22 protein-coding genes and 1 tRNA gene are annotated in these 20,596 nt (G+C 30.6%); 18 read left to right on the top strand and 5 right to left on the bottom strand.

The window, feature by feature from the left end:
• Positions 1-5: 5 nt before the first annotated feature.
• The 9 genes from lolA1 (at position 6) to LPC23_RS07160 (ending at position 6,869) form a co-directional block, all read left to right on the top strand.
• Complete coding sequence (gene lolA1, locus LPC23_RS07200; protein ID WP_229329166.1) at positions 6-674, top strand: outer membrane lipoprotein periplasmic chaperone LolA1; 669 nt, start codon at positions 6-8, stop codon at positions 672-674.
• Positions 675-681: 7 nt separating this feature from the next.
• Positions 682-2,118, top strand: a complete 1,437-nt coding sequence (locus LPC23_RS07195) for an LptF/LptG family permease (RefSeq protein WP_229329165.1) — start codon at positions 682-684, stop codon at positions 2,116-2,118.
• A 5-nt stretch (positions 2,119-2,123) separates the two neighbouring features.
• The gene (gene ribB / locus LPC23_RS07190) at positions 2,124-3,257 is read left to right on the top strand and encodes a 3,4-dihydroxy-2-butanone-4-phosphate synthase (RefSeq protein WP_229329164.1); all 1,134 of its coding nucleotides are present in this window, start codon (positions 2,124-2,126) and stop codon (positions 3,255-3,257) included.
• 165 nt (positions 3,258-3,422) lie between these two features.
• Positions 3,423-3,507: transfer RNA gene (locus LPC23_RS07185), tRNA-Ser, on the top strand.
• 258 nt (positions 3,508-3,765) lie between these two features.
• Positions 3,766-4,989, top strand: a complete 1,224-nt coding sequence (locus LPC23_RS07180) for a site-specific integrase (RefSeq protein ID WP_229329163.1) — start codon at positions 3,766-3,768, stop codon at positions 4,987-4,989.
• Between the two features lie 27 nt (positions 4,990-5,016).
• Positions 5,017-5,928 carry a hypothetical protein gene (locus LPC23_RS07175; protein WP_229329162.1) on the top strand — a complete coding sequence of 304 codons (912 nt, stop codon included), beginning with the start codon at positions 5,017-5,019 and terminating at the stop codon, positions 5,926-5,928.
• A gap of 92 nt (positions 5,929-6,020) precedes the next feature.
• A complete protein-coding gene (locus LPC23_RS07170) occupies positions 6,021-6,314 on the top strand; it encodes a helix-turn-helix domain-containing protein (RefSeq protein ID WP_229329161.1) in 294 nt (97 codons plus the stop codon).
• A 1-nt stretch (position 6,315) separates the two neighbouring features.
• Positions 6,316-6,675: a hypothetical protein gene (locus LPC23_RS07165; RefSeq protein WP_229329160.1), complete on the top strand. Its 360-nt coding sequence runs from the start codon at positions 6,316-6,318 to the stop codon at positions 6,673-6,675.
• Complete coding sequence (locus LPC23_RS07160; protein WP_229329159.1) at positions 6,672-6,869, top strand: hypothetical protein; 198 nt, start codon at positions 6,672-6,674, stop codon at positions 6,867-6,869. The genes LPC23_RS07165 and LPC23_RS07160 overlap by 4 nt, the downstream gene beginning before the upstream one ends.
• Before the next feature lie 34 nt (positions 6,870-6,903).
• Here the strand turns inward: LPC23_RS07160 and LPC23_RS07155 are convergent, their stop codons facing one another.
• From LPC23_RS07155 to LPC23_RS07145, 3 genes are read right to left on the bottom strand one after another with little or no spacing between them, the layout of a single operon-like run.
• Positions 6,904-7,473, bottom strand: a complete 570-nt coding sequence (locus LPC23_RS07155; protein WP_229329158.1) for a hypothetical protein — start codon at positions 7,471-7,473, stop codon at positions 6,904-6,906.
• Between the two features lie 17 nt (positions 7,474-7,490).
• Positions 7,491-7,961, bottom strand: coding sequence for a hypothetical protein (locus LPC23_RS07150; protein WP_229329157.1), 471 nt, complete (start codon positions 7,959-7,961; stop codon positions 7,491-7,493).
• Between the two features lie 12 nt (positions 7,962-7,973).
• Entirely contained in the window at positions 7,974-8,405 is a 432-nt protein-coding gene (locus LPC23_RS07145) for a hypothetical protein (RefSeq protein WP_229329156.1), read from the bottom strand.
• Between the two features lie 1,099 nt (positions 8,406-9,504).
• Here LPC23_RS07145 and LPC23_RS07140 point away from each other — a divergent pair.
• The 9 genes from LPC23_RS07140 (at position 9,505) to LPC23_RS07100 (ending at position 18,763) form a co-directional block, all read left to right on the top strand.
• On the top strand, positions 9,505-10,749 hold the full coding sequence (locus LPC23_RS07140) for a DUF4407 domain-containing protein (RefSeq protein WP_229329155.1): 1,245 nt from the start codon (positions 9,505-9,507) through the stop codon (positions 10,747-10,749).
• Positions 10,742-11,632, top strand: coding sequence for a DUF4407 domain-containing protein (locus LPC23_RS07135; protein ID WP_229329154.1), 891 nt, complete (start codon positions 10,742-10,744; stop codon positions 11,630-11,632). Before LPC23_RS07140 ends, LPC23_RS07135 begins: the two co-directional genes overlap by 8 nt.
• Positions 11,633-11,643: 11 nt before the next feature.
• Positions 11,644-13,368, top strand: a complete 1,725-nt coding sequence (locus tag LPC23_RS07130) for a TMEM120 family protein (RefSeq protein WP_229329153.1) — start codon at positions 11,644-11,646, stop codon at positions 13,366-13,368.
• Position 13,369: 1 nt separating this feature from the next.
• Positions 13,370-13,879, top strand: coding sequence for a hypothetical protein (locus LPC23_RS07125; RefSeq protein WP_229329151.1), 510 nt, complete (start codon positions 13,370-13,372; stop codon positions 13,877-13,879).
• Between the two features lie 12 nt (positions 13,880-13,891).
• A complete protein-coding gene (locus tag LPC23_RS07120) occupies positions 13,892-14,854 on the top strand; it encodes a ligand-gated ion channel (protein ID WP_229329150.1) in 963 nt (320 codons plus the stop codon).
• Between the two features lie 10 nt (positions 14,855-14,864).
• Positions 14,865-15,146, top strand: a complete 282-nt coding sequence (locus LPC23_RS07115; protein WP_229329147.1) for a DUF6804 family protein — start codon at positions 14,865-14,867, stop codon at positions 15,144-15,146.
• A gap of 165 nt (positions 15,147-15,311) precedes the next feature.
• Complete coding sequence (locus tag LPC23_RS07110) at positions 15,312-16,901, top strand: type I restriction-modification system subunit M (protein ID WP_229329145.1); 1,590 nt, start codon at positions 15,312-15,314, stop codon at positions 16,899-16,901.
• Between the two features lie 3 nt (positions 16,902-16,904).
• Positions 16,905-17,495 carry a hypothetical protein gene (locus LPC23_RS07105; RefSeq protein ID WP_229329143.1) on the top strand — a complete coding sequence of 197 codons (591 nt, stop codon included), beginning with the start codon at positions 16,905-16,907 and terminating at the stop codon, positions 17,493-17,495.
• Between the two features lie 5 nt (positions 17,496-17,500).
• Positions 17,501-18,763, top strand: a complete 1,263-nt coding sequence (locus tag LPC23_RS07100; protein WP_229329140.1) for a restriction endonuclease subunit S — start codon at positions 17,501-17,503, stop codon at positions 18,761-18,763.
• A 90-nt stretch (positions 18,764-18,853) separates the two neighbouring features.
• Here LPC23_RS07100 and LPC23_RS07095 read toward each other — a convergent pair whose 3' ends face one another.
• Both LPC23_RS07095 and LPC23_RS07090 read right to left on the bottom strand, forming a co-directional pair.
• A complete protein-coding gene (locus tag LPC23_RS07095) occupies positions 18,854-19,738 on the bottom strand; it encodes a hypothetical protein (protein ID WP_229329138.1) in 885 nt (294 codons plus the stop codon).
• 1 nt (position 19,739) lies between these two features.
• A complete protein-coding gene (locus LPC23_RS07090; RefSeq protein WP_229329136.1) occupies positions 19,740-20,582 on the bottom strand; it encodes a HipA family kinase in 843 nt (280 codons plus the stop codon).
• Positions 20,583-20,596: the final 14 nt, after the last annotated feature.

The raw sequence follows: 20,596 nt of genomic DNA, 5'->3' as shown, positions 1-20,596 counted from the left end.
CCGCAATGCAATTCACACTTCAAAACAAAACTAGATTCAGCAGATTATTGTTGATCGCAGCTTTTATCCTAAGCAGTTCGCTACAAGCGCAAGATAAAAAAGCAAAAGCACTTTTGGATCAAGTTTCAGCTAAAGTAAAAAGTTATAGTTCTATCATCATCGATTTTAAGTATTCGCTTTCTAACGCCAAAGAGAATATCAATCAAGACAGTAAAGGGAATGTGGTTTTAAAAGGCAACCAATATGTGTTGAATTTTATGGGGGTAACTAAACTGTACGACGGTAAAAAAACCTACACCATTGTTCCAGAAGACGAAGAAATTACGATTTCTAAACTAGACGAAAACGACAATACAGCAGTAACGCCATCTAAAATGTTGACCTTTTTCAATTCGGGTTATAAATACACTTTAGATGCAACTACTACCATCAAAGGGAGAAAAATACAGTATGTAAAATTGGTACCTATGAGTTCCAAAGACCAACGCAAAGAAATTTTGTTGGGCATTGATACCCAAACCAAAAACATCTATAATTTGATTGAAATTGGTAAAAAAGGAACGAAAACTACGCTAACTGTTAATTCTTTTAAAACCAACCAACCTTTATCAAAAAATCAATTTACCTTTGTCAAAAGTAAATATCCCAATTACTACATCAATTCATTAGACTAAATCCTAGGTGAAAATAATTGACAAATACATTTTAAAAACCTTCTTGATTACATTTACTGTGGTATTTGTAATCCTTTTTTTTATATTCATTTTGCAATCCGTTTGGTTGCTTATTGGGGAGTTGGCAGGTAAAGATTTAGATGCCATAATGATATTGAAATTTTTATTATTCTCAATGCCCCGCCTCGTACCACTTGTTTTGCCTCTGTCCATACTCTTGGCTTCGATTATGTCTTTTGGCGATTTATCTGAAAACTATGAGTTGGCGGCAATGAAATCGGCAGGAATTTCGTTACGACGTACTTTACAGCCCTTGTTCTATTTGATCACTATTTTTAGTATAGCAGCTTTTATTTTTGCCAATAGTGTCATTCCGTATGCCGAATACAAATTCATCAATTTTAGAAAAAATATTGCGCAATCTAAACCTGCATTGGCAATTGCTGAAGGCCAATTTAGCGATGTAGGAATTTACAATATTAAGGTGGATAAAAAATCAGGCGAAAACGGTGAAAATCTCACTGGCATTACTATTCATAAGAAATCAGATGTGGGCGATGGCAGCCGCATTATTATCAAAGCCAAAAAAGGAAAGTTAGTCAGTAGCGAAGGTTCGAACACCCTCCAAATGATATTGAACGACGGTAATTATTATGAAGATATTTTACCAAAAAACTACGAGGACCGTCCTAAAATGCCTTTTGTAAAATCGGCCTTTAAAAAGAACATCATTACCATTGATATTTCGGAGTTCAATAAAATTGATGTGGACAATGAAAATATTACCAACACCAATTCTATGTTGACCACAAGTGAATTGCAGTACACTATAGATTCCTTACAAAAGAATTATAAAGTAGATGTTACAGCTTTTACAGAAAATATGAATCAGCGTGTTGGAATTCAAAAATCGACACAAGCTGCGGTAAAAATCAAAAAAAACAAGAAAAAATTCAATCCTAACTTGTTGGATTATTTCAATACCAAACAGCAATTGGATATTTTAAATTTATCCCATAGCAATTTAGAAAGTGTGAAATATTCGATAGAAAGCTCTGCCACAGAATTCAAATTAAAAGAAGTCAATATCAACGGGCATTTAAGTTCGCTTAACGATAAGTTTGTCATTGCCTTTGCTTGCTTTCTGATGTTTTTCATTGGAGCACCCTTAGGCGCCATCATTCGAAAAGGCGGATTGGGATTACCGGTGGTTTTTGCTATGCTTATTTTCATTTCGTTCCATTTTGCCAATACCTTTGGTAAAAAACTAGCTGAAGAAGGCGGATTAACCCCATTTTTAGGCGCTTGGATGTCCTCATTAGTATTAACACCACTAGCCATTTTATTAACCTATCGTGCGACCAATGATATCGGTTTAATTAATATGGATGTCATCTTGGCTCCCCTTCAACAATTTATTAAAAAAATAGTTCCCCAAAAATAATCGTCATGAGCACTACCAAAATACAACTCAACACTATCGAAGAAGCCATCGAAGACATTCGTCAAGGCAAAGTAATTATCGTTGTAGATGATGAAAACCGCGAAAACGAAGGCGATTTCTTGGCTGCAGCCGAAAAAGTAACACCCGAAATGATCAATTTTATGGCAACACACGGTCGTGGATTGATTTGTGCGCCTTTGACCGAAAGCCGATGCAAAGAATTAGGATTGCACGTGATGGTGAATAACAATACCGATCCAATGGAGACTGCCTTTACCGTTTCGGTAGATTTAAGAGGCAACGGAGTCACCACAGGAATTTCAGCAGCGGATAGAGCCAAAACGATTTTGTCTTTAGTCAATCCAGATACCAAACCACACGATTTAGCACGTCCAGGACATATTTTTCCTTTAATTGCGAAGCAAGGTGGTGTTTTACGAAGAACAGGTCATACAGAAGCTGCCATTGACTTTGCAAGATTAGCCGGTTTTAAATCAGCGGGAGTGATTGTAGAAATCATGAACGAAGATGGTAGCATGGCGCGCCTACCCCAACTGGTAAAAGTGGCTAAAAAATTCAACTTGAAACTCGTTTCTATTGAAGATTTAGTGGCCTACCGTGTACAACACGACAGTTTGATTGTGAAAAAAGACGACTTTGATATCGAAACCCGTTTTGGTACTTTTAGATTGCGTGCTTACGAACAAACGACTAACAAACAAGTCCATATTGCTTTAACCAAAGGCACATGGAACTTGGGCGATGCCGTTTTAACGCGTATCAACTCTTCGCAAGTCAATAATGACTTATTGGGCACTTTAACCCACAATGCCGATCATCAATTGGATAAAATGTTCCAAACGATTAATGACCATGGCAAAGGCGCTGTGATTTTTATCAACCAAGACATGCAGTCTGTGAATTTATTGAGTCGTATTGCCGAATTGAAACAATTGCAAACCGAAGGCGAAATGAAAGCCCCACGTATTATAATTGATACCAAAGATTTTGGTATTGGCGCACAAATTCTACACGACTTGGATATTTCTAAAATCAGATTAGTGACTAATACCAGCTTAAGCAAGCGTGTAGGTATGATTGGCTACGGTTTAGAAATTGTAGGACACGTGAATTATTAATCGCGCAGTTAAAAAATAACTGTTTTTTTATTTTCTAAATCAAAGAAAATGAAACAATTAAAAAAGCCCGTTCAAAATTGCAGTGTTTTTTATACAAATAGATTTGCATAACCAAAAAAAGCACTTATATTTGCACTCGCAACCAGAAAATGGTAGCAGCTTACTGGAGAAATGGCAGAGCGGTCGAATGCGGCAGTCTTGAAAACTGTTGACTGTAACAGGTCCGGGGGTTCGAATCCCTCTTTCTCCGCGAAAGACATGTTTCAAAAGAAACATAAAACTTCAAAAACCCTTTAAACATAAGTGTTTAGAGGGTTTTTTCATTTTCTGACAATCGTCAAAAATCACATTAAAACGCATGTTTTAGTTACCCTATAGGTTACCCTATGACTTTTTGCCCTCCAATAGGGTAACTAAATTGCAAATATCTCCTGGAGATCTCCAGTAACAACAAGGGTTTACAAAGTTTTTAAGTCAATTTGTACTGTTAATTTTAATACTAAAAGTAATGGTAAAAACAATTATTTACATCAAAAAAGACAAGGCAAAACAAAACGGAGATTGCCCTTTGTACCTAAAGGTTACTTACAACCGAAAATCCATCACCATAGCCACTGGTAAATACATATCAGAAGAAAGATGGAAACAAACCGATAATTTAAGACGGATACTCCGTCAGGACAAAGAAAAAGTACTCAAAGACTACTTAGACTTATTGGAACTCAAAATTGAAAAAATAGCCAATCATTTAGAGCGCCATCAAGAGGAATTAACTATCGAAGAATTCAAACTCAAAATCTTAGGTAAAGAAATCGAAGAGGTAAAACCTAGTATTCTAGACATCATCCAAATCCACAATACTCATTTTGCCAAATTGGTCAATATTGGCGAGCGAAGTAGTGCGTCGCTTCAGAAATACGAGCGCGTAAAAGAATTGGTTCGGCTATTCAACCTAAAAACTTTTGGAACCGAGAATGTACTTCTTGATAAAGTCAATAATGCGTATATCTACAATTTAGAATCGTATCTGAAATTTGAAAGTGAATATAAGGGTAAATTAGGGATTAAAAACAATTCGCTAGTTAAGTACTTCAAAAATCTAAAAACCATCTGCAATTATGCCGTAAAGATGGAAATCATTGAAAAGAATCCTTTTAATAGCTATTCAGGTAAAATAAAAGTAACTGATGCCACTTTCTTGACTCAAGAAGAATTGGAACGAATTGAAAATAAAACTTTTTCTGTAGATCGATTAGAACTCGTAAAAGACATTTTCCTATTTAGTTGCTACACTGGATATGCACCTGTAGATGCATTACAACTCACCAGAAAAAACATCATCCAAGATGGCGATAAAAATCTCTGGATAAAAACCAATCGTCAAAAAACAGGTACAAAAGCCAATGTACCTATCCTCCCTCCTGTTTTAAAAATATTAAGTAAATACCAATTTGAAGGAGAAGCTTTACTACCTAAAATATCCAACCAAAAAATGAACGCCTATTTAAAAGAGATAGCCGATATCATTGGGCTTGATAAGAACTTAACTTGGTATGTTGCAAGACATACCTTTGCTACAACGGTAACACTTGGAAACGGAATCAAAATTGAAAATGTATCAGCTATGTTGGGTCATACTACCATCAGACAAACCCAACACTATGCCAAAGTGTTAGATTCTAGTGTTTCAGATGACATGCATAAATTAATGGAGAAATTCAAAGACAAGTAGATTTTTTTATAAATTTGATATAACTAAATGACAAACAATATGCTACTCCCATTAGAATACTTAAAGGAATTCGCTGATTTTTCAAATGAAAAGATAGATTTTCATACTCATTACAAAAAATATCGCATCAACAATATGTGGTTAGATGAAATCAATGAAAATTTTTTTCATGAAAGAATAAACGAATTCATTGAAGGACTAAAGGTAATTTTAATTAGCAACAACAATAACCTTTTAATTGTAGATCAATTACTTAAAAATATACAAAGTAAACTTTATCGCTATAGAAATGATAAAATTCAATATTTTGAATCTTTTTTAAGTCATATTAGTAATATTGAACAAGTGAATTTTGCGATTGAATATGATGTGCCTGAAACTTACACTATTCAAAAAGTATTAGATTATAATTTTGATGGAAATGTTGAAGAAGACAATATTATTTATTGTTTATTCGCGCACAAAGATCAAAACAATAATTACGTAGAAAACGATGATTTTGAAAAGGTTAAATTATATTTTTTTATAAACCAATTCTATAAATCCCTATTCTACTTTGAAGAAAAAATTAATTACCTGAAAAATGCTATTCAGGTATACGGAGTTACAGATTTAAGTCATTTTTATTCAGAGAATAAAACCCCTGAGAATAAGTGTAACATAAAATTAGATAAAATTTCCTCAGCTGCATTGTTTAAAATTCTAATCAAAGCTAAATTAATTTATATGGATAGTGATGAATTAAAAAGTGAAAGTAAAATTAAAAAGTTTGTGGAAACCCATTTTAACTATACAGACACAAAACTAGGAATTAAACCATTAACTGATTTTAGTAAAGAATATTCTAAAGTAAAAGATAAGGCAAGAAGTAACAAGCAATTAGATGTTTTAAATCTACTTTCTAAATATATTAGAACTGAAACTGCTAAATTGAATTAATTTTTTTATTATCGCTTGGAGATCTCCATAAATACATGAACAATTTATAATACTACCCTTTCTTTGTGGTTTAATATATAAACCGCTAATAAATGGAAAAATTTGAAATTAACATTCCTTCGGTTCGCAACATACAAATGTTGCTCGAACCAATTTATGAAAGATTGTCTAACATTGAGGCAAGTCTTAAGCAACAAAAAGACAAAGGTAAAACAAAAGGATATTACCGAAATGAAGACCTAAAAGAACTTTTCGGTTTGTCTCCTAACACTATTGCTAAGTACAGAGATAAAGGCATCCTCCCATTTACTAAATTAGGAGGGGTCCATCTGTATGAGGTAAGTCTTATCGAAGCCATTTTACGTAACAATTCAATTTTTGACTAAGATGGAACAGCTAATTAAAATAGACCCACTAACGGATGAAAAATTTATTGCAAAAAGGGCAAACCAACGATTTGCCACCGCAGAAAATAAAATCAGGTATCACAACAGAAAGAATGCTGAAATCAATAAAGAACGTGCATTTATTGATAGGCCTTGTAAACAAAGTCATCTTATTTTAAAAGCGCTTTATAATCCTAAATCAGACAACATTTATAATAGGTATTTTCTTGAGGGTAAAGGACTTCGATTTGATGCTTTTAATCGAATTGTAGATACTAAATATGGTAAACTTCATGCCTATTATGAGTATGCAATTAGAATGATACCTAATTCCGATAACGTTCAAATAATTAAGTTATGATTAGTATGTATGACTACAAAATGGTAGATCTGGATTTCAATTTGGAAAACACTATCAATGAAAATGAAGTACTTAAAAAAAACAATCGTGCATTAGGAATCATTTTGGTAGTAGCAGTTGTTGCTTTATTTGGCGTTGTAGTTGCTAATAGTGTAGTCAAAAGACTAGAAGAAGAAACAAAACAACGAGTGTAGCTCGTTGTTTTGTTCAATTTATATTAAATATTTATCAATACGCTCTCCTCCAATTAAACTTTCTATCACTTTTTGCAACCTGCTTTGTTGCTAAATTCACAATTAATTGTTGACCTGGAATGGAAATATTATCATCACTAGGAACATACCAAGTTACTAAAATAGCATAACGATTTTTATCGATATACATAACACGTGTAGTACTATTTTCTTTGCTCACATGAAATTTCTTTTGAATCGCTACTACCTCTTGACTCTTGTAGACTAAATCAATAACTGAATATCGATTGAGTATCTCTTCTTCTACCGACATTTGAAAAACTTGCTGCCAATATTTTCCATGGCGTTTTTTTAAAATTTTGGCTACTTTTTTATTATTCTTCACACCTTCAATAGAACCCGAACAACCATCTAAAAAAATATTTATCCCCCATCGATTATAAATAATTCTCGAATTACTTAAATAAAACCAATTGGGTAAGCCTGCAATATGCCAAACTATAGGTTTTGGAGTTGGCTTCACTAATTTAGGTTTTTTGTTTTGGGTACAACCGAAGGTAAAAACTAGTAGGAATCCAAGTATGATTTTTGGTACATTTTTCATAATTCGATTTTAGATAATTAAGGCATCAAAATGCTGTATTTAATCGTAGTCAAATAAACCAATCTAGGTTGATCGAAAGTCAAAGGTGTATTACAAATTTTTAGTGAAACGAAGTTATTTCCTTTAGTAATTGCATACGAATTATGTGGAACTAATGATAATTCTTTACCAACAGCTTTGTTTACCTTTTTTAAGGTTGAGTTTGCAATTCTATGCTCGTCAGTATTAAGTTTTAGATTGTAAATCGTGGTTACCACTACCCCATTTTTAAGACAAATAAGAATTTCACCTACTCTTCTATCAAACAAATACTTTTCTTTAATTTTATCTACATACAGGTAAGTATGAACTTTCATGGAAGGCGAATAATCCAACAACTTAAATTGTTTGGATTTAGGATTCACTCGATCACCAATTTGAAATTGTTGCCCAATTGAATACGTTGAAAATAAAAGAAAAAGGATAAAGTATAAAATGTTATTTTTCATGATAATAAAAAACTAAAATGGACATTCATGATTAGTAGTATTTAATCCTTCCTCATTGAAAAATATTTGTTCCTTTTTATTCGGCAGCGCAATTTCGTTTATCAAATTCACACATTCTGTATAATCAATAGTACCCTCCTCGTTTACTTCAATTACGAAATCAACATAAAATCCACTCACCTCATCCAGAAAAGTATAACCTGAACATCCCTTTTTACATCCTGAACAGACACCAGCAATTGATTTCAAATAATGAATGTCATTTCTTTTGAAACTTTCAAATTGCTTTTCAAAAAGAGCTATCCAATCACCTTTAGTAATCTCAACATATAAAATATCATCTTTTAATAAAGAGGCCAAACCTATACTGTTTAAATTTGAAAAATAATGAGCAAAATCGGATTTTACAGTACTATTTTGAGAGGTATTAGATAATTTATTCATCCTTTATTTTTGTAAGACATCACATATGTTACTAATAACCGAAGAAAATAAAAATTATTATATATAAATAAATTATTCTAAATAATATTTTTTAAAAAAACACCATTCTAAAACACCTAAATTTCTAAACCAACTTTATAACCATCAAAAAATGAACCGGTTAAAAACGTATAAATCCGAATTGAATTCGGATTTATACGCATAGTAAACAAATGTAATTCGTTTTAATTTACTAATGTTATTTAGTGTTTTGACTAATAAAACTATAAAATGAATTACTTAATGTTATAGTTTGCCATAAAATACTATGTCATTTTATAATTAAATTGCTCAAAATACAATAATATTAGAATGCTATTTATATCCTAAATTTATCTGGAAATCTAAAAAGTTTATTTAAAAAATATCAATTACAAAATCACTAAATTTTGGTATTGTTAAATTGCAAAAAAAAATAGAAATTGTAGAACTTTTAAATTGTTCAAAAATTAAGCCCCCCCCAGGAGACAAATTTGCAAAACAATAAATAAAAGGTTTATTAGTTATTAAGATAAGAATCAAAAAAAAACAAATCGATTTTGTTTTCAAATTACCCAACATATTTAATTAATCAATTACATTTTTTAAAAATTGTAACTACTCGATTTTTGAAAATCGTTTTTAAATCCAATAGAGCTATTAAGTTAGTTTATCTAAACCACAATGCAGACCTATTATTTGAATCTTCTTTTCTAGTTATAAAGTACAATTTTCAAAATGCTTTGTTTTACAAAATTAATAATCAAACTACTCCTTCAGAAACCCCCAAAGTTTTCAATCTGAGTGTAATTACAAATCCGATTGAATTTGTTGTTTATGGATTTTTCGAAAAGCAAACCTATTATATTCAATTTGAACCTGCATTAACATTGAATAGCAAATCCTTCAATACTTCTATTTCAAATTTGAATATTGAACAAAATAATCCAAGTAAATTAAATCTAAGTATAAAAACTATTCAAAATAAGATAAATACTCCAAAAATTAAAAATCAAACAATTATACTTAATAATCAAAAAATTAAAATACTAACCCAACCTTTTAATCAAAAAGAATTTATATGAAAAGAGATTACTACGAATTACCTGAATCAAGTAAAATAATGCGTTTTCTATGGAAAGCAGCGGGTGGAGATCGGTACATTTTAGAAAGAGCAACTTACAGTGACCAAATCAAATATATGTGTTTGGGAGGTATTGTATTTGCCACGGGCGCAATGGCAGGTCTAGCTGGAGGATATGCTTTTTATACTATTTTTTCTCCAAAAGGATCTGCACTTGAAAATGAATTAGATTATACTACTATGATTTCTTCTATAGTTTTTGGAATAATTTGGGGGTTAATCATCTTTAATATTGACCGATTTATTGTTACAAGTACAGGTAAAGGAGATGGGACTGAAAAAATTACTTGGGACGAATTTAAAAGCGCTATACCTAGAATAATAATGGGTGCGATTATAGCTATTACAATTTCTAAACCGATTGAAATAAGAATGTTTCAAACGGAGATTAACAATAAACTCTATGAAAAACAATTAATCCTACAAAAAGAGTTTGAAAAAAGAACAACGGCAAATTTTGAAGAAAGATTAAAAGTTGTTGAAAATGAACTGGGCGATGTTGGAAAACAAAAACAAGATTTAATTGAAAGAATAAAAGTTGCAGAACAAGCATATACGGATAATTTAATGGGGAAAGCAAATGGCATTGTGGCAGGTGACGGACCTTTATCAAAAGCATTAAAATCTCAAATAGATAATTTGAATAAGGAATTAGACAGATTTAATGAAATGAATAAAACCAAAATTGAGACAGCAGATAAAAAAAGAAAAGAAATTTTAGAAGAAAAAGAAAAAGCTTTAGCAACAAATGTTCAAGTAGCTAAAGGTTTGGACGGTTTACTCGAGCGTATAAAATTAGCTCATGAAGTAGCTGGATTTTGGATTACTCTTTTTATTACTTTGCTTTTTATGGCTATAGAACTCACACCAATTTTTTTCAAACTAATGCTTAATAAAACCCCGTATGATTATTTAAGTGAAAATAGGGATGACTTAATTCGAGCAGAGAACGGAATTGAAGTACGTTATGATTATTATAAAGATAAAAAGGGTATAGAACGTCATTTGATTATAAACCATGAAGCAGAAAAAATAATTTTTGAAAAAATGAAAGTAACTGAAATTCAGAAGGAATTAACTGAATATGCTATTGCTAAATATAAAGAAAAGGAAAAAGAAAAGATTGATGCTAATTTAGATGAATATATCAAAAAGATAAATCCTGATGAATTTAATGCCTGAAAATATTAAAAAAAGCTTATTTAAATTATCTGGTGAAGATTATTCTATAATTTCTGTTGGAAGTAAAAAAATACAATTTTACTTTTCTACAATAGGATTATTAGTATTGCTTATTTTGTTATTCAGTTTTGTAAGTGCATTGTATTTTACCGAACATTTATTCCATAATTTTTTTGCAGATATAGGCGTAGGATTGGTATGGGGGTATGTTGTTACTAATATGTATGTTTTATTACTTTATACAATAACACCAGAAATACTTCCAATACGTATTCGAAAGAAAGACAAATACATAGCAAAATCAATCACATTTAATATCTCAATGGTTTATAGAATTTTTGTTGTAATTCTTTTGGCTTTAATCATTGCTCAACCATTAAATGTTTTAATTCTTAAGCCAGGCTCTAAAGCCTTGGCATATGATATTAAATATTTGTTAGCAACAAATCCAATTGCTTCAATTAATTCATTTATTGTAATTGCTATTTTTCTCTTGCCTATATATTTCAAATATTCAATAAGAAATTTAGGCGAGTTTTATGAAAAGAAAGCAGTAATTGAAAAAAGAATTATTGAAGATGACTACAAAGATTTTAAAATAAAATACTCCATTCAATTAGAAAACAATATTTTAAAATTTAATAATCATGTTTGGGAAAATTTAACACCTTTTTTGGAGAAATTGGAAAAAAGAAATCCATCAGTTTATAAAAAATATTTTGACGAAATTAAAGAGGAATTGATAAATGAAAAAACTGAGAAGTATGAATATTGGGCAGATCCACCGTTTAGAACAATAAAAAGGGTGAATTCAACTGTAAATAATAATGAAGCTGATTTACTTGAACTTATATATCAAGATAATACCTTAGTTGAAAAATAGGCCGTCTCAACATGGATAAAAAAAGTAAAATAGTTAATCAAGAATCCTTCGTTGGTGAAGATGGCAAAGAGTATGTGAAAATTACTAAGGAAATTTCGCACCCAAGAAAAACCTATATCAAAGGTACAATTTCAGGTAAATACCGTGGAGATAAAATCGAAATCGAGGAATTTAATAATTCTGCTTTTTTTGATTTTGAAATTTACGATGCAGAAGTTCAATGCAATTCATTAAAGGATTTCAGAAAAGACGAACCTTTTTTATTCCCTCGCGATTTCGAAATCGACGCAACAGATATTGAATCTATTTCTAAATTCCCAAAAGATAAACTACCTTCTACTTTACCGGTTACTATAAAAGCAAATGAAAAATCGTTCGGAATTAATCTTTTAGAACCGCAGATTTACGACTTTAAATCGGTTCGAAAATATCATCAAAGAGAAGGAGATACCGTTTATGGTACTTTTAATGCTTATGTTTCTGGTTATGTATTTGATTACGTAAAGGAAACTATTCAAGAAATAAAAGAGATTAAATCAACAAACGACGACGACGATGATGATGATGGTGATGGTCGTCGACTTCCTTGTTTTAATAGTGGGATTGAAACTGGTAAAACAGAAACACAGGGTGATTATTATAGAAAAGAATATATCTGTAAAAATCATGATGATACCGTATGGGGAAATTGGATTTACAAAGAGAAAAAAGGTTTGGGTTGCTTGGGATGTTTAAGCCAACTATTTACAATAATTGTATTTATTATAGGAATCTTTTTCTTAATCCATTTATTGCCATTTCTTTTAATTTTTGTTGGATACTATTTACTTTTATTCCTAATTGGATACTTTCCTAGATTTTTTGCTTGGGTATTCAGAATTCTTGGTATCCTATTTTTAATTTCATTTATAGGTGTGCTTTTTAGAACGTGCTCCAATACAGATTCTAATTATATTCCAAATCCAACTGTTGTGGATAGCCCTAGAGAGACTAACCCTCCTATTTATGATCCAGAAGCAAATGATAATACAATTCCTGAAAAAGACAGTTTAATTACGCGATTTAGAATTTGGAAAGATTATTCTGGAAATAAATACGAAGGTAAATATCAGATTAGATTGAGTGATTACAGAAACGCACATTCGTTTAAAAATAGTTTAAATTCGGGACAAAATACTATTCAAGATTATGATAAAATTGTGCACAGTTTGAAAGAAAATGATAAAACTAAAATCAATAGTGTTTATCGTCTTTTCGACAGTATTAGAAAGGCAAATAAACTAAATCGAGTGAGATTTGCCGAAATGATAGTTACATTTGTTCAAGATATGCCATATGCCATTGTATTGGATAATGGTTGTGATGCTAGTCTATACACAGACCGATTTACTCGAAGCTATTTACTTAAAAATCCGAATCAGTGTGATGGTTATGAACGTTTTGGGATCAACACTCCTGTTGAGTTTTTAGTAAGCTTGAAAGGAGATTGCGATTCAAGAACATTATTATTATATACTATTTTTTCTCATTATGACTATGATGTGGCATTATTAAGTAGTGAATTTTATGGTCATTCTATTTTAGGAATTAATCTTCCTATTAGTGGAACTGCATATAATTATAAAAACCAACGGTACGTAATGTGGGAAACTACCGCGCCAAATTGTAAACCTGGTGTAATACCAAATGAAATTTCAAATACTAACAACTGGAGAATATCCTTAAAATCAAAGTAACATGGACGAGCAAAGTTTATTTTTTACCTCAATCGTAGCAATATCAGCTACTGGATTAATGCTTTTAGCCTTGCAATTTTTGGCGAAAAAGCAAAATATTCAATTACAAAATGAAAATAAAATCAATTTATCCTTCTCGATCTGGGCTTCTTCTATTATGGTAGCCTTTTTTATATTTTTAAAGATTGCACTTGGCCAAATTGAAAATTCCATTGAAATAATTATCTATTCAAAAACTATCGACAATACTTTTTGGGCAGTAATGCAAAAAATAATTATTTTCCTTGGCTTCACTTTTATTTTTACTTTCTTAAGCTATTTTGTCATAGATAATTTATTAAATTTTTTAATTGGCAAACGTTCATCTAAAATTGAAAATGACAATGAAAATATTGGTTATTTCTTTCTAAAAGGAATCGTCTTGCTTTTCTTAGTATATTCAGTTAGTACACTATTTGAACATTTCTTAGGGTGGTTTATGCCAGTAGTAGAAACACCTTTTTATCATTAATTTTTAAAGAGAATGAATAAAAAATTCCTTTTATTACTGCTTTTAATAATGAGTAATTCGGTTTACTCCAATTATTCAAATATAAAAGACACATTAAAAGTTGGAGTTTATGTTGACAATATCTATGAAATCAATTATTTGAATTCCAACTTTAAAACTACTTTTTATGTTTGGTTTATTTCAAATAAGGAGTTGAAAACTGAGAATTTAAACAATGATATTACCAATTTTCTGGATATAGATAGAATAGTAGACTATAAATCATTATTAGTTGAATCATACAAACAAAACCATAATAATAAAACAAAGTACTATTATATAAACAAGGTAAACGCAACTATATTAAACAATATGGATGTGTCAAAATTTCCATTTGATATACAAAAACTAAAGATTTATCTTGAATTAAACACACATTATAAGGGAGAATATGTTGTAATTCTAGATAGAAAAAATTCAAAATTAAAACCTAATTTTATTGACAAATGGCATGTAGGAAATGTTGATTTTAAACTAGACTCTAAAAATTGGGACTCGAATTTTGGAGATTTAAAAAACGACACTTACCAATTGGATGCAATAAACATAAATATCCCACTGATTAGAGCTTCTTGGACAATATACTGGAAACTATTTGTAGTACTTTATATATCCTTCTTTTTAACCTCCTTAAGTGTATTTCTGCCGAATAAACAAAGTGAAGAAAAATTAGCATTAATTGTTGGTTCACTATTTACGGCTATTGGTAATAAATATATTACAGAGTCATATTTACCTATTTCAGATACATTCAATCTATCTGATAAATTGCATGTAATTACATTTATGTTCATAGCATTTTTTACTATCTATGCTATATTTGAACAAAGAGCAAAACTAAAGGATAATCTTAAAAAGGATTATATTGTTTTCTTTTTCTCCATACTAATTTATGTAATTATTATATCCGCTATCACATTGTCTTATATATACTAAATTAATTAAAATGATACGAATAATTAAAATTGTACTGGCCTCTCTTCTATTATTATGTTTATTAGATATGCCTTACAGCTTCTTTCAATTAGTCCGATTTGTGAGTATGGCAGGATTTGTATTTTTAGCCTATACTGCAAATGAAAACAATTCTAAAAACGAAATGCTATTATATGTATTGCTGGCAATATTATTTCAACCTTTTGAAAAGATTGCTTTAGGTCGAGAATTATGGAATATAGTTGATGTGATAGTTGCTTTATTTTTACTGATAACCCTTAAAAGGAAATAACATTTAAATTGCAAGTAAACTCAGATTTGCAAATTAATGATTACAAAAATTCTTTCAATAATATATTCCTTATCCAAGAAGATTTAATGAAAGAAATAAACCATAAACTATCTATTTTTTCAATATATTAGCAAAACAATATTAACTCAAATCTAAAATCCTATAATGTCGAAGACCCCAATTAAGGCTGACATCAATTTCGAACAGGAATTATGGAAAGTCGCCAACGAATTACGTGGTGCTGTAGCTGAAAATCAATACAAAGACTTTGTATTATCAATGATTTTCTTAAAACACATGTCTGAGCGCTATGAAATGCGCAAAGAAGAATTATCAGCTCTATTACACGATAAGAACTCCAATTATTTTACCGCAGACGAAGCAGAAATCAACTATGTATTAGAAGATGCGGATGAATATTTATCTAAGAATGTATATATTATTCCTAAGGAAGCCACTTGGGAATACTTAAAATCAAATGCCGAACAAGACAACATCAAAGTAATTGTAGATGATGCTTTTGATGTTTTGGATGCTACTTTGTCGAAGTTTAGACCCGATTTAAAAGGGATTTTACCACGTATTTTTGTAAAAAGCCAATTAACGGCACGTCAAGTGGGTGGACTAATTAATTTACTTTCTAATCCTAAGTTATCGCAAAAGGAAAACCCTGAAAGCGATATTTTAGGACGTGTATATGAATACTACATTGGTAAGTTTGCTTTGGCAGAAGGTTCTGGTGCAGGGCAGTTTTTTACACCTGGTAGTATCGTGCGTTTGATGGTAGAAATGATTGAACCCTATGAAGGTAAAATCTTTGATGCAGCTTGTGGAAGTGGCGGTATGTTTGTGCAATCGTTGAAGTTTTTAGAAAGCCACGGAGGCGACAAACGTAACATTGCTATTTACGGACAAGAACGTTACGATGGCACGCTGCGTTTGTGCAAAATGAACTTGGCGTTACGTGATTTATCGTTTGATGTACGCTTAGGCGACTCTTTATTAAACGACCAATTTCCTGATTTAAAAGCCGATTACATTATTGTAAATCCTCCGTTTAATGTGAGCCAATGGCATCCAGAAGATTTACCTGAAAACGACCCTCGCTTGTTTGGGCCGAAAGAAGAATTTGCTACTGATGGTAATGCTAACTTTATGTGGATGCAAACCTTTTGGAGCCATTTAAGTAACAAAGGTACCGCAAGTGTAGTAATGGCAAACGGCGCCATGACCTCCAATAACAAAGGGGAGAAAAACGTGCGTGAGTTTATGGTAAACAACAGTATGATTGATTGTATTGTACGTTTACCTGATAAATTGTTTTTAACTACAGGAATACCCGCATGTATTTTTATATTAAGTAAAAACCGAGACGGAAAAGACGGCAAACACCGCGAACGTAAAAACGAAATTCTTTTCATAGATACCAGTAAAATGGGAACTATGGAGAGCCGAAAACTACGTGTGTTTACGGATGCCGATATTGATAAAGTCGCTCAAACATACCACGCATGGCGCAACATTGGTGGTACTTATGAGAATACAGATGGTTACAGTTACAACGCCACATTAGAAGAAGTACAAAAACAAGACTACAAACTAACTCCAGGTATTTATGTAGGTACCGAAGAAGTAGAAAATGATGGTATTTTGTTCGAAGATAAAATGGCCAATTTACAAGCTACTTTGCAAGAGCAGTTTGCTAAAGGGAATGAGTTGCAACAAAAGATTTTGGAGAATTTTGAGAAAATCTAAAATATGAACATCGTAGAGAAAGAAGCAATTCGTTTTAGTACTTATTTTTTTGAAGGTCAATCATTTTGTGATATTGATTATTTAAAAAGTACTTTATCGTCTAAATTATATAATTTCAATAGAGATAAAGACAAGTTATATTTTCTTAATGTTCTTAGAAAAGAAGTTGAATTAGAAAAATTAGAGCACGAAAAAAAATGTACTACAATAGATTGTGATATATCTACAGAAAAAAAAACAGGATTTTTTGTGATTGACCAAGAAATTGATAATGTTAATAGAAATTATGAATTTGAACCATATATAGAAGATAAATTTAAAATTGAAGAGCAAGTTGATTTGCATAATAAGTTGAATCAAATTGAAGAACAATTAAAGAATTTAGGATATGGTCAAGAAGTCATCTATAATGAAATTGATGAATTAAAAGAAAATTTTAATTTGGGAAAGAAAAACTGGTTTCAACTTGCCAAAGGAAAATTTTTGGACTTAACAGTGTCAAAATTAGTAGAGGAAACGGTAATAAAAGAAATATATTCTGAACTATCTAAAGGATTTAAACACTTGCCAAAATTGATTGATAACTTACAATAAACCAAATGCCAAACAACTGGAAAACATATAAACTTTCTGAAGTAACTGAATATATTGGAAGGGGTATATCACCAAAGTACACAGATAATTTAAATATTAGAGTGGTAAATCAAAGGTGTATTAGAGATAATAAAATTATTTACGAAACTTGTAGATATCACGAAATCGAGAAGAAAAGTATTTCTGATGTAAAATATTTAATAAAACATGATGTGTTAGTTAATTCAACTGGAGTTGGAACTTTGGGTAGAGTTGCGCAATTTAAATCTGATTTTAAAGATATTACTGTTGATTCACATGTTTCAATTGTTAGACCGGTTGAAGATTATGCTGATGAATTTTTTGGTTATGCAATTATAGAAAAACAAGCCCTTATTGAATCTTTAGGTGAGGGATCTACTGGGCAGACAGAACTTTCAAGAACAAGGCTTGGTGAAGATGTTAATATATGTTTGCCTGAATCAAAAAAAGAAAGAGAAGAAATTGCCTCAATCCTATCAGCCATAGACGACAAAATCGAAAACAACTTAGCCATCAACAAAACCTTAGAAGAAATAGCTATGGCGTTATACAAACACTGGTTTGTAGATTTTGGTCCGTTTCAAGATGGTGAATTTGTAGATAGCGAGTTAGGAAGGATTCCTAAGGGTTGGGAGGTGAAAAACTTGGGTAGTATAGTTTCTGTTTTAGGTGGTTATGCTTTTAAATCAGCTTGTTTTCAAGATTCTGGCGTTAAAGTTTTAAAAATTAAAAATATCAATAATAACATTGTAGATATTAATAATTGTACTTGTATTTCAGAAGAAATATCTAAAACTATAAACCCAAAATTTAGAGTTACTAAAGGAGATTTCTTAATTGCTATGACTGGTGCAGAAGTCGGAAAAGTAGGAGCTGTACCTGATTATAATCAAGAATTGTGGTTAAACCAACGTGTGGGGAAATTAGTTGATAAAGAATTAAAAAATGCTTCCATATTAATTGGTAAACTATTACAGACTAATGATTTTTACAAAGTAATGCAAGGTTTAGCTTATGGAAGTGCACAGCCTAATATTAGTACATCTGATATAGAAAGTATTAAAATAGCTTTACCAATTGATAAATCTATTTTAAATGAAATTATTGATGAGTTTGTTAATTATCATGAGATAATAATTCAAAATCTTACAGAAAACCAAACCTTAACCCAATTGCGCGATACCTTATTGCCTAAGTTAATTAGCGGTGAGATGCGGTTGAAAGAGTTTGTTTCTAGTGATAAGTAGTTAGTGAAAATTATCATGTAATTTAGCTGGGCTGAACTACAGTTTTTCCAGCGTAGGTATGACTCATATAAAAAGGGCTAGAAGCCCTTTTTATATTTCTAAAGTTTGTAAATAATCTGAGAATTTGATATTATTAGAATTAGCAATTTTTTCAGTTTCCTTTTCTAATACATCAGGGGTTATAAAATTAAAATTATCTTTTAAATTTTTATAGGTAATATCAAAAAGCACATGATTTTCAGAGTCTTTTAAAGGTTCTTCAAAAACTATTTGAATTGGTTTTACTTTAGTTCCTGTATCTTTTGCAAAATGTTGTAAAGCAACTTGTATAGATTGTGTTTCAAAAACATTATTGACAATAGTTTGTTCCGTTAAATTAAAATCAATTGTTTGAATGGCGCTAATATCACCATTTTTTGTGATTAACGATATATCGGTTTCTTTAAAAATACCATGAAAATGTAATGGATCAAAATAAAATTTTAAGTCGGCTTTTTCCACTAATCCTTTTTTATCAAAAGCAGGTTTTATTTTTTGTGCAAACGATAGTGTTTTCTTTTCAACAAGTTCTGTTGGTTCTCCAATAAAATTAAGATAGTAACTTTCAAACTTTTCGGTTGTAAAATCAAAAGGTATCAAAGCAGGTTCAGAGAAATTCAAAATACCATTGTTGTATTTATTCAAATAGGAAAAGTATTCTTTAGAAAAAATAGACTTTTCAAATACTATAGTCGTTTGGGTTTTCTGTAAAGTCTTGTTAGTTTCGTTTACCGTATTTTTTATTAGTTGCAAACTCTTTTTAGCTAAACCGCCAATCCCAATTTTAGAAGGTGCTAATTTATCTAGTAAATTCAGTTTGTTTTTAGAATAATGAAAAAAAACATGGCTTTCAGTAACTGCCAATAGCGCCACCACCACTTTCTCTAAGGAGACTGGATTAGTTTGAATACTGATGGTACTAAAGAATGTTTTCATTTTAAAAATAATTATGGTTTGCCATAACGGCTTCTTTAACTTGATTTATTCGAGTTTCATCGTGCAAGTAATCCTGAATACGTTGAGATAAATTGTGACTAAGATTCCATATATCAGTCAATTGACCAATAACCGATTCTATAACAACTTGATGTGAAACTTGCAACAAAGGTATAAAATTATCTACAATTTTTACAAAATCATCATAGTTCATATACTGAATACAACTTTTATAAAATTCAGATTGAAGCAATTTATCTTGACGTTCTACACCCATTAATGGATTAAAAACACCTATTTGATTGACACCTCCAAAGATAAAAGCATGGTCAAAAGCCATAATTTCTCTTCCTTTTATATGTGAAACAGATAGTAAATTATAATTAAAACCAGGATTTATAAATTTACCTCTATCTACATTATTAATCCATAAATCAAATAAAGCTATTTTTACAATATCCTCTGGATTAACTATGGATTTATAATCTCTTTTAGTAGTACAAACTTCAAATTCAGAAATCTCCGTAGATGGTTCAACACTTTTTGAGCCAAAACAAATAAATCCTTCTTCTAACCTACGATTTGCTTTTATTTTAGACTTATCCAAAGTTCCTTTTGAAATTTCAACCAAAGCAATACTCGGTGTTGGAATATTTAATTGGTTCAATAAATAATGTGCGATAATTTCGTATGCTAAACAATTAATTTCTAAAGGGCTGTAATCAACTAGATATTTACAATAATAAGTACTACCATCATCACAAATAAATTTAAGCGGAGAATGACCAGTCGTTTTTATTTCTTCAATTAATAACTCAGTATTGACTTTGGGAATCACAATCATAATATTAAAATTCT

The organism is Flavobacterium ammonificans, assembly GCF_020885975.1.
In the GTDB taxonomy this organism is placed as follows: Bacteria; Bacteroidota; Bacteroidia; order Flavobacteriales; family Flavobacteriaceae; genus Flavobacterium; species Flavobacterium ammonificans.
Note: the sequence above shows the minus strand (reverse complement) of the source record. Positions and strands in the feature narration are given on the sequence as shown.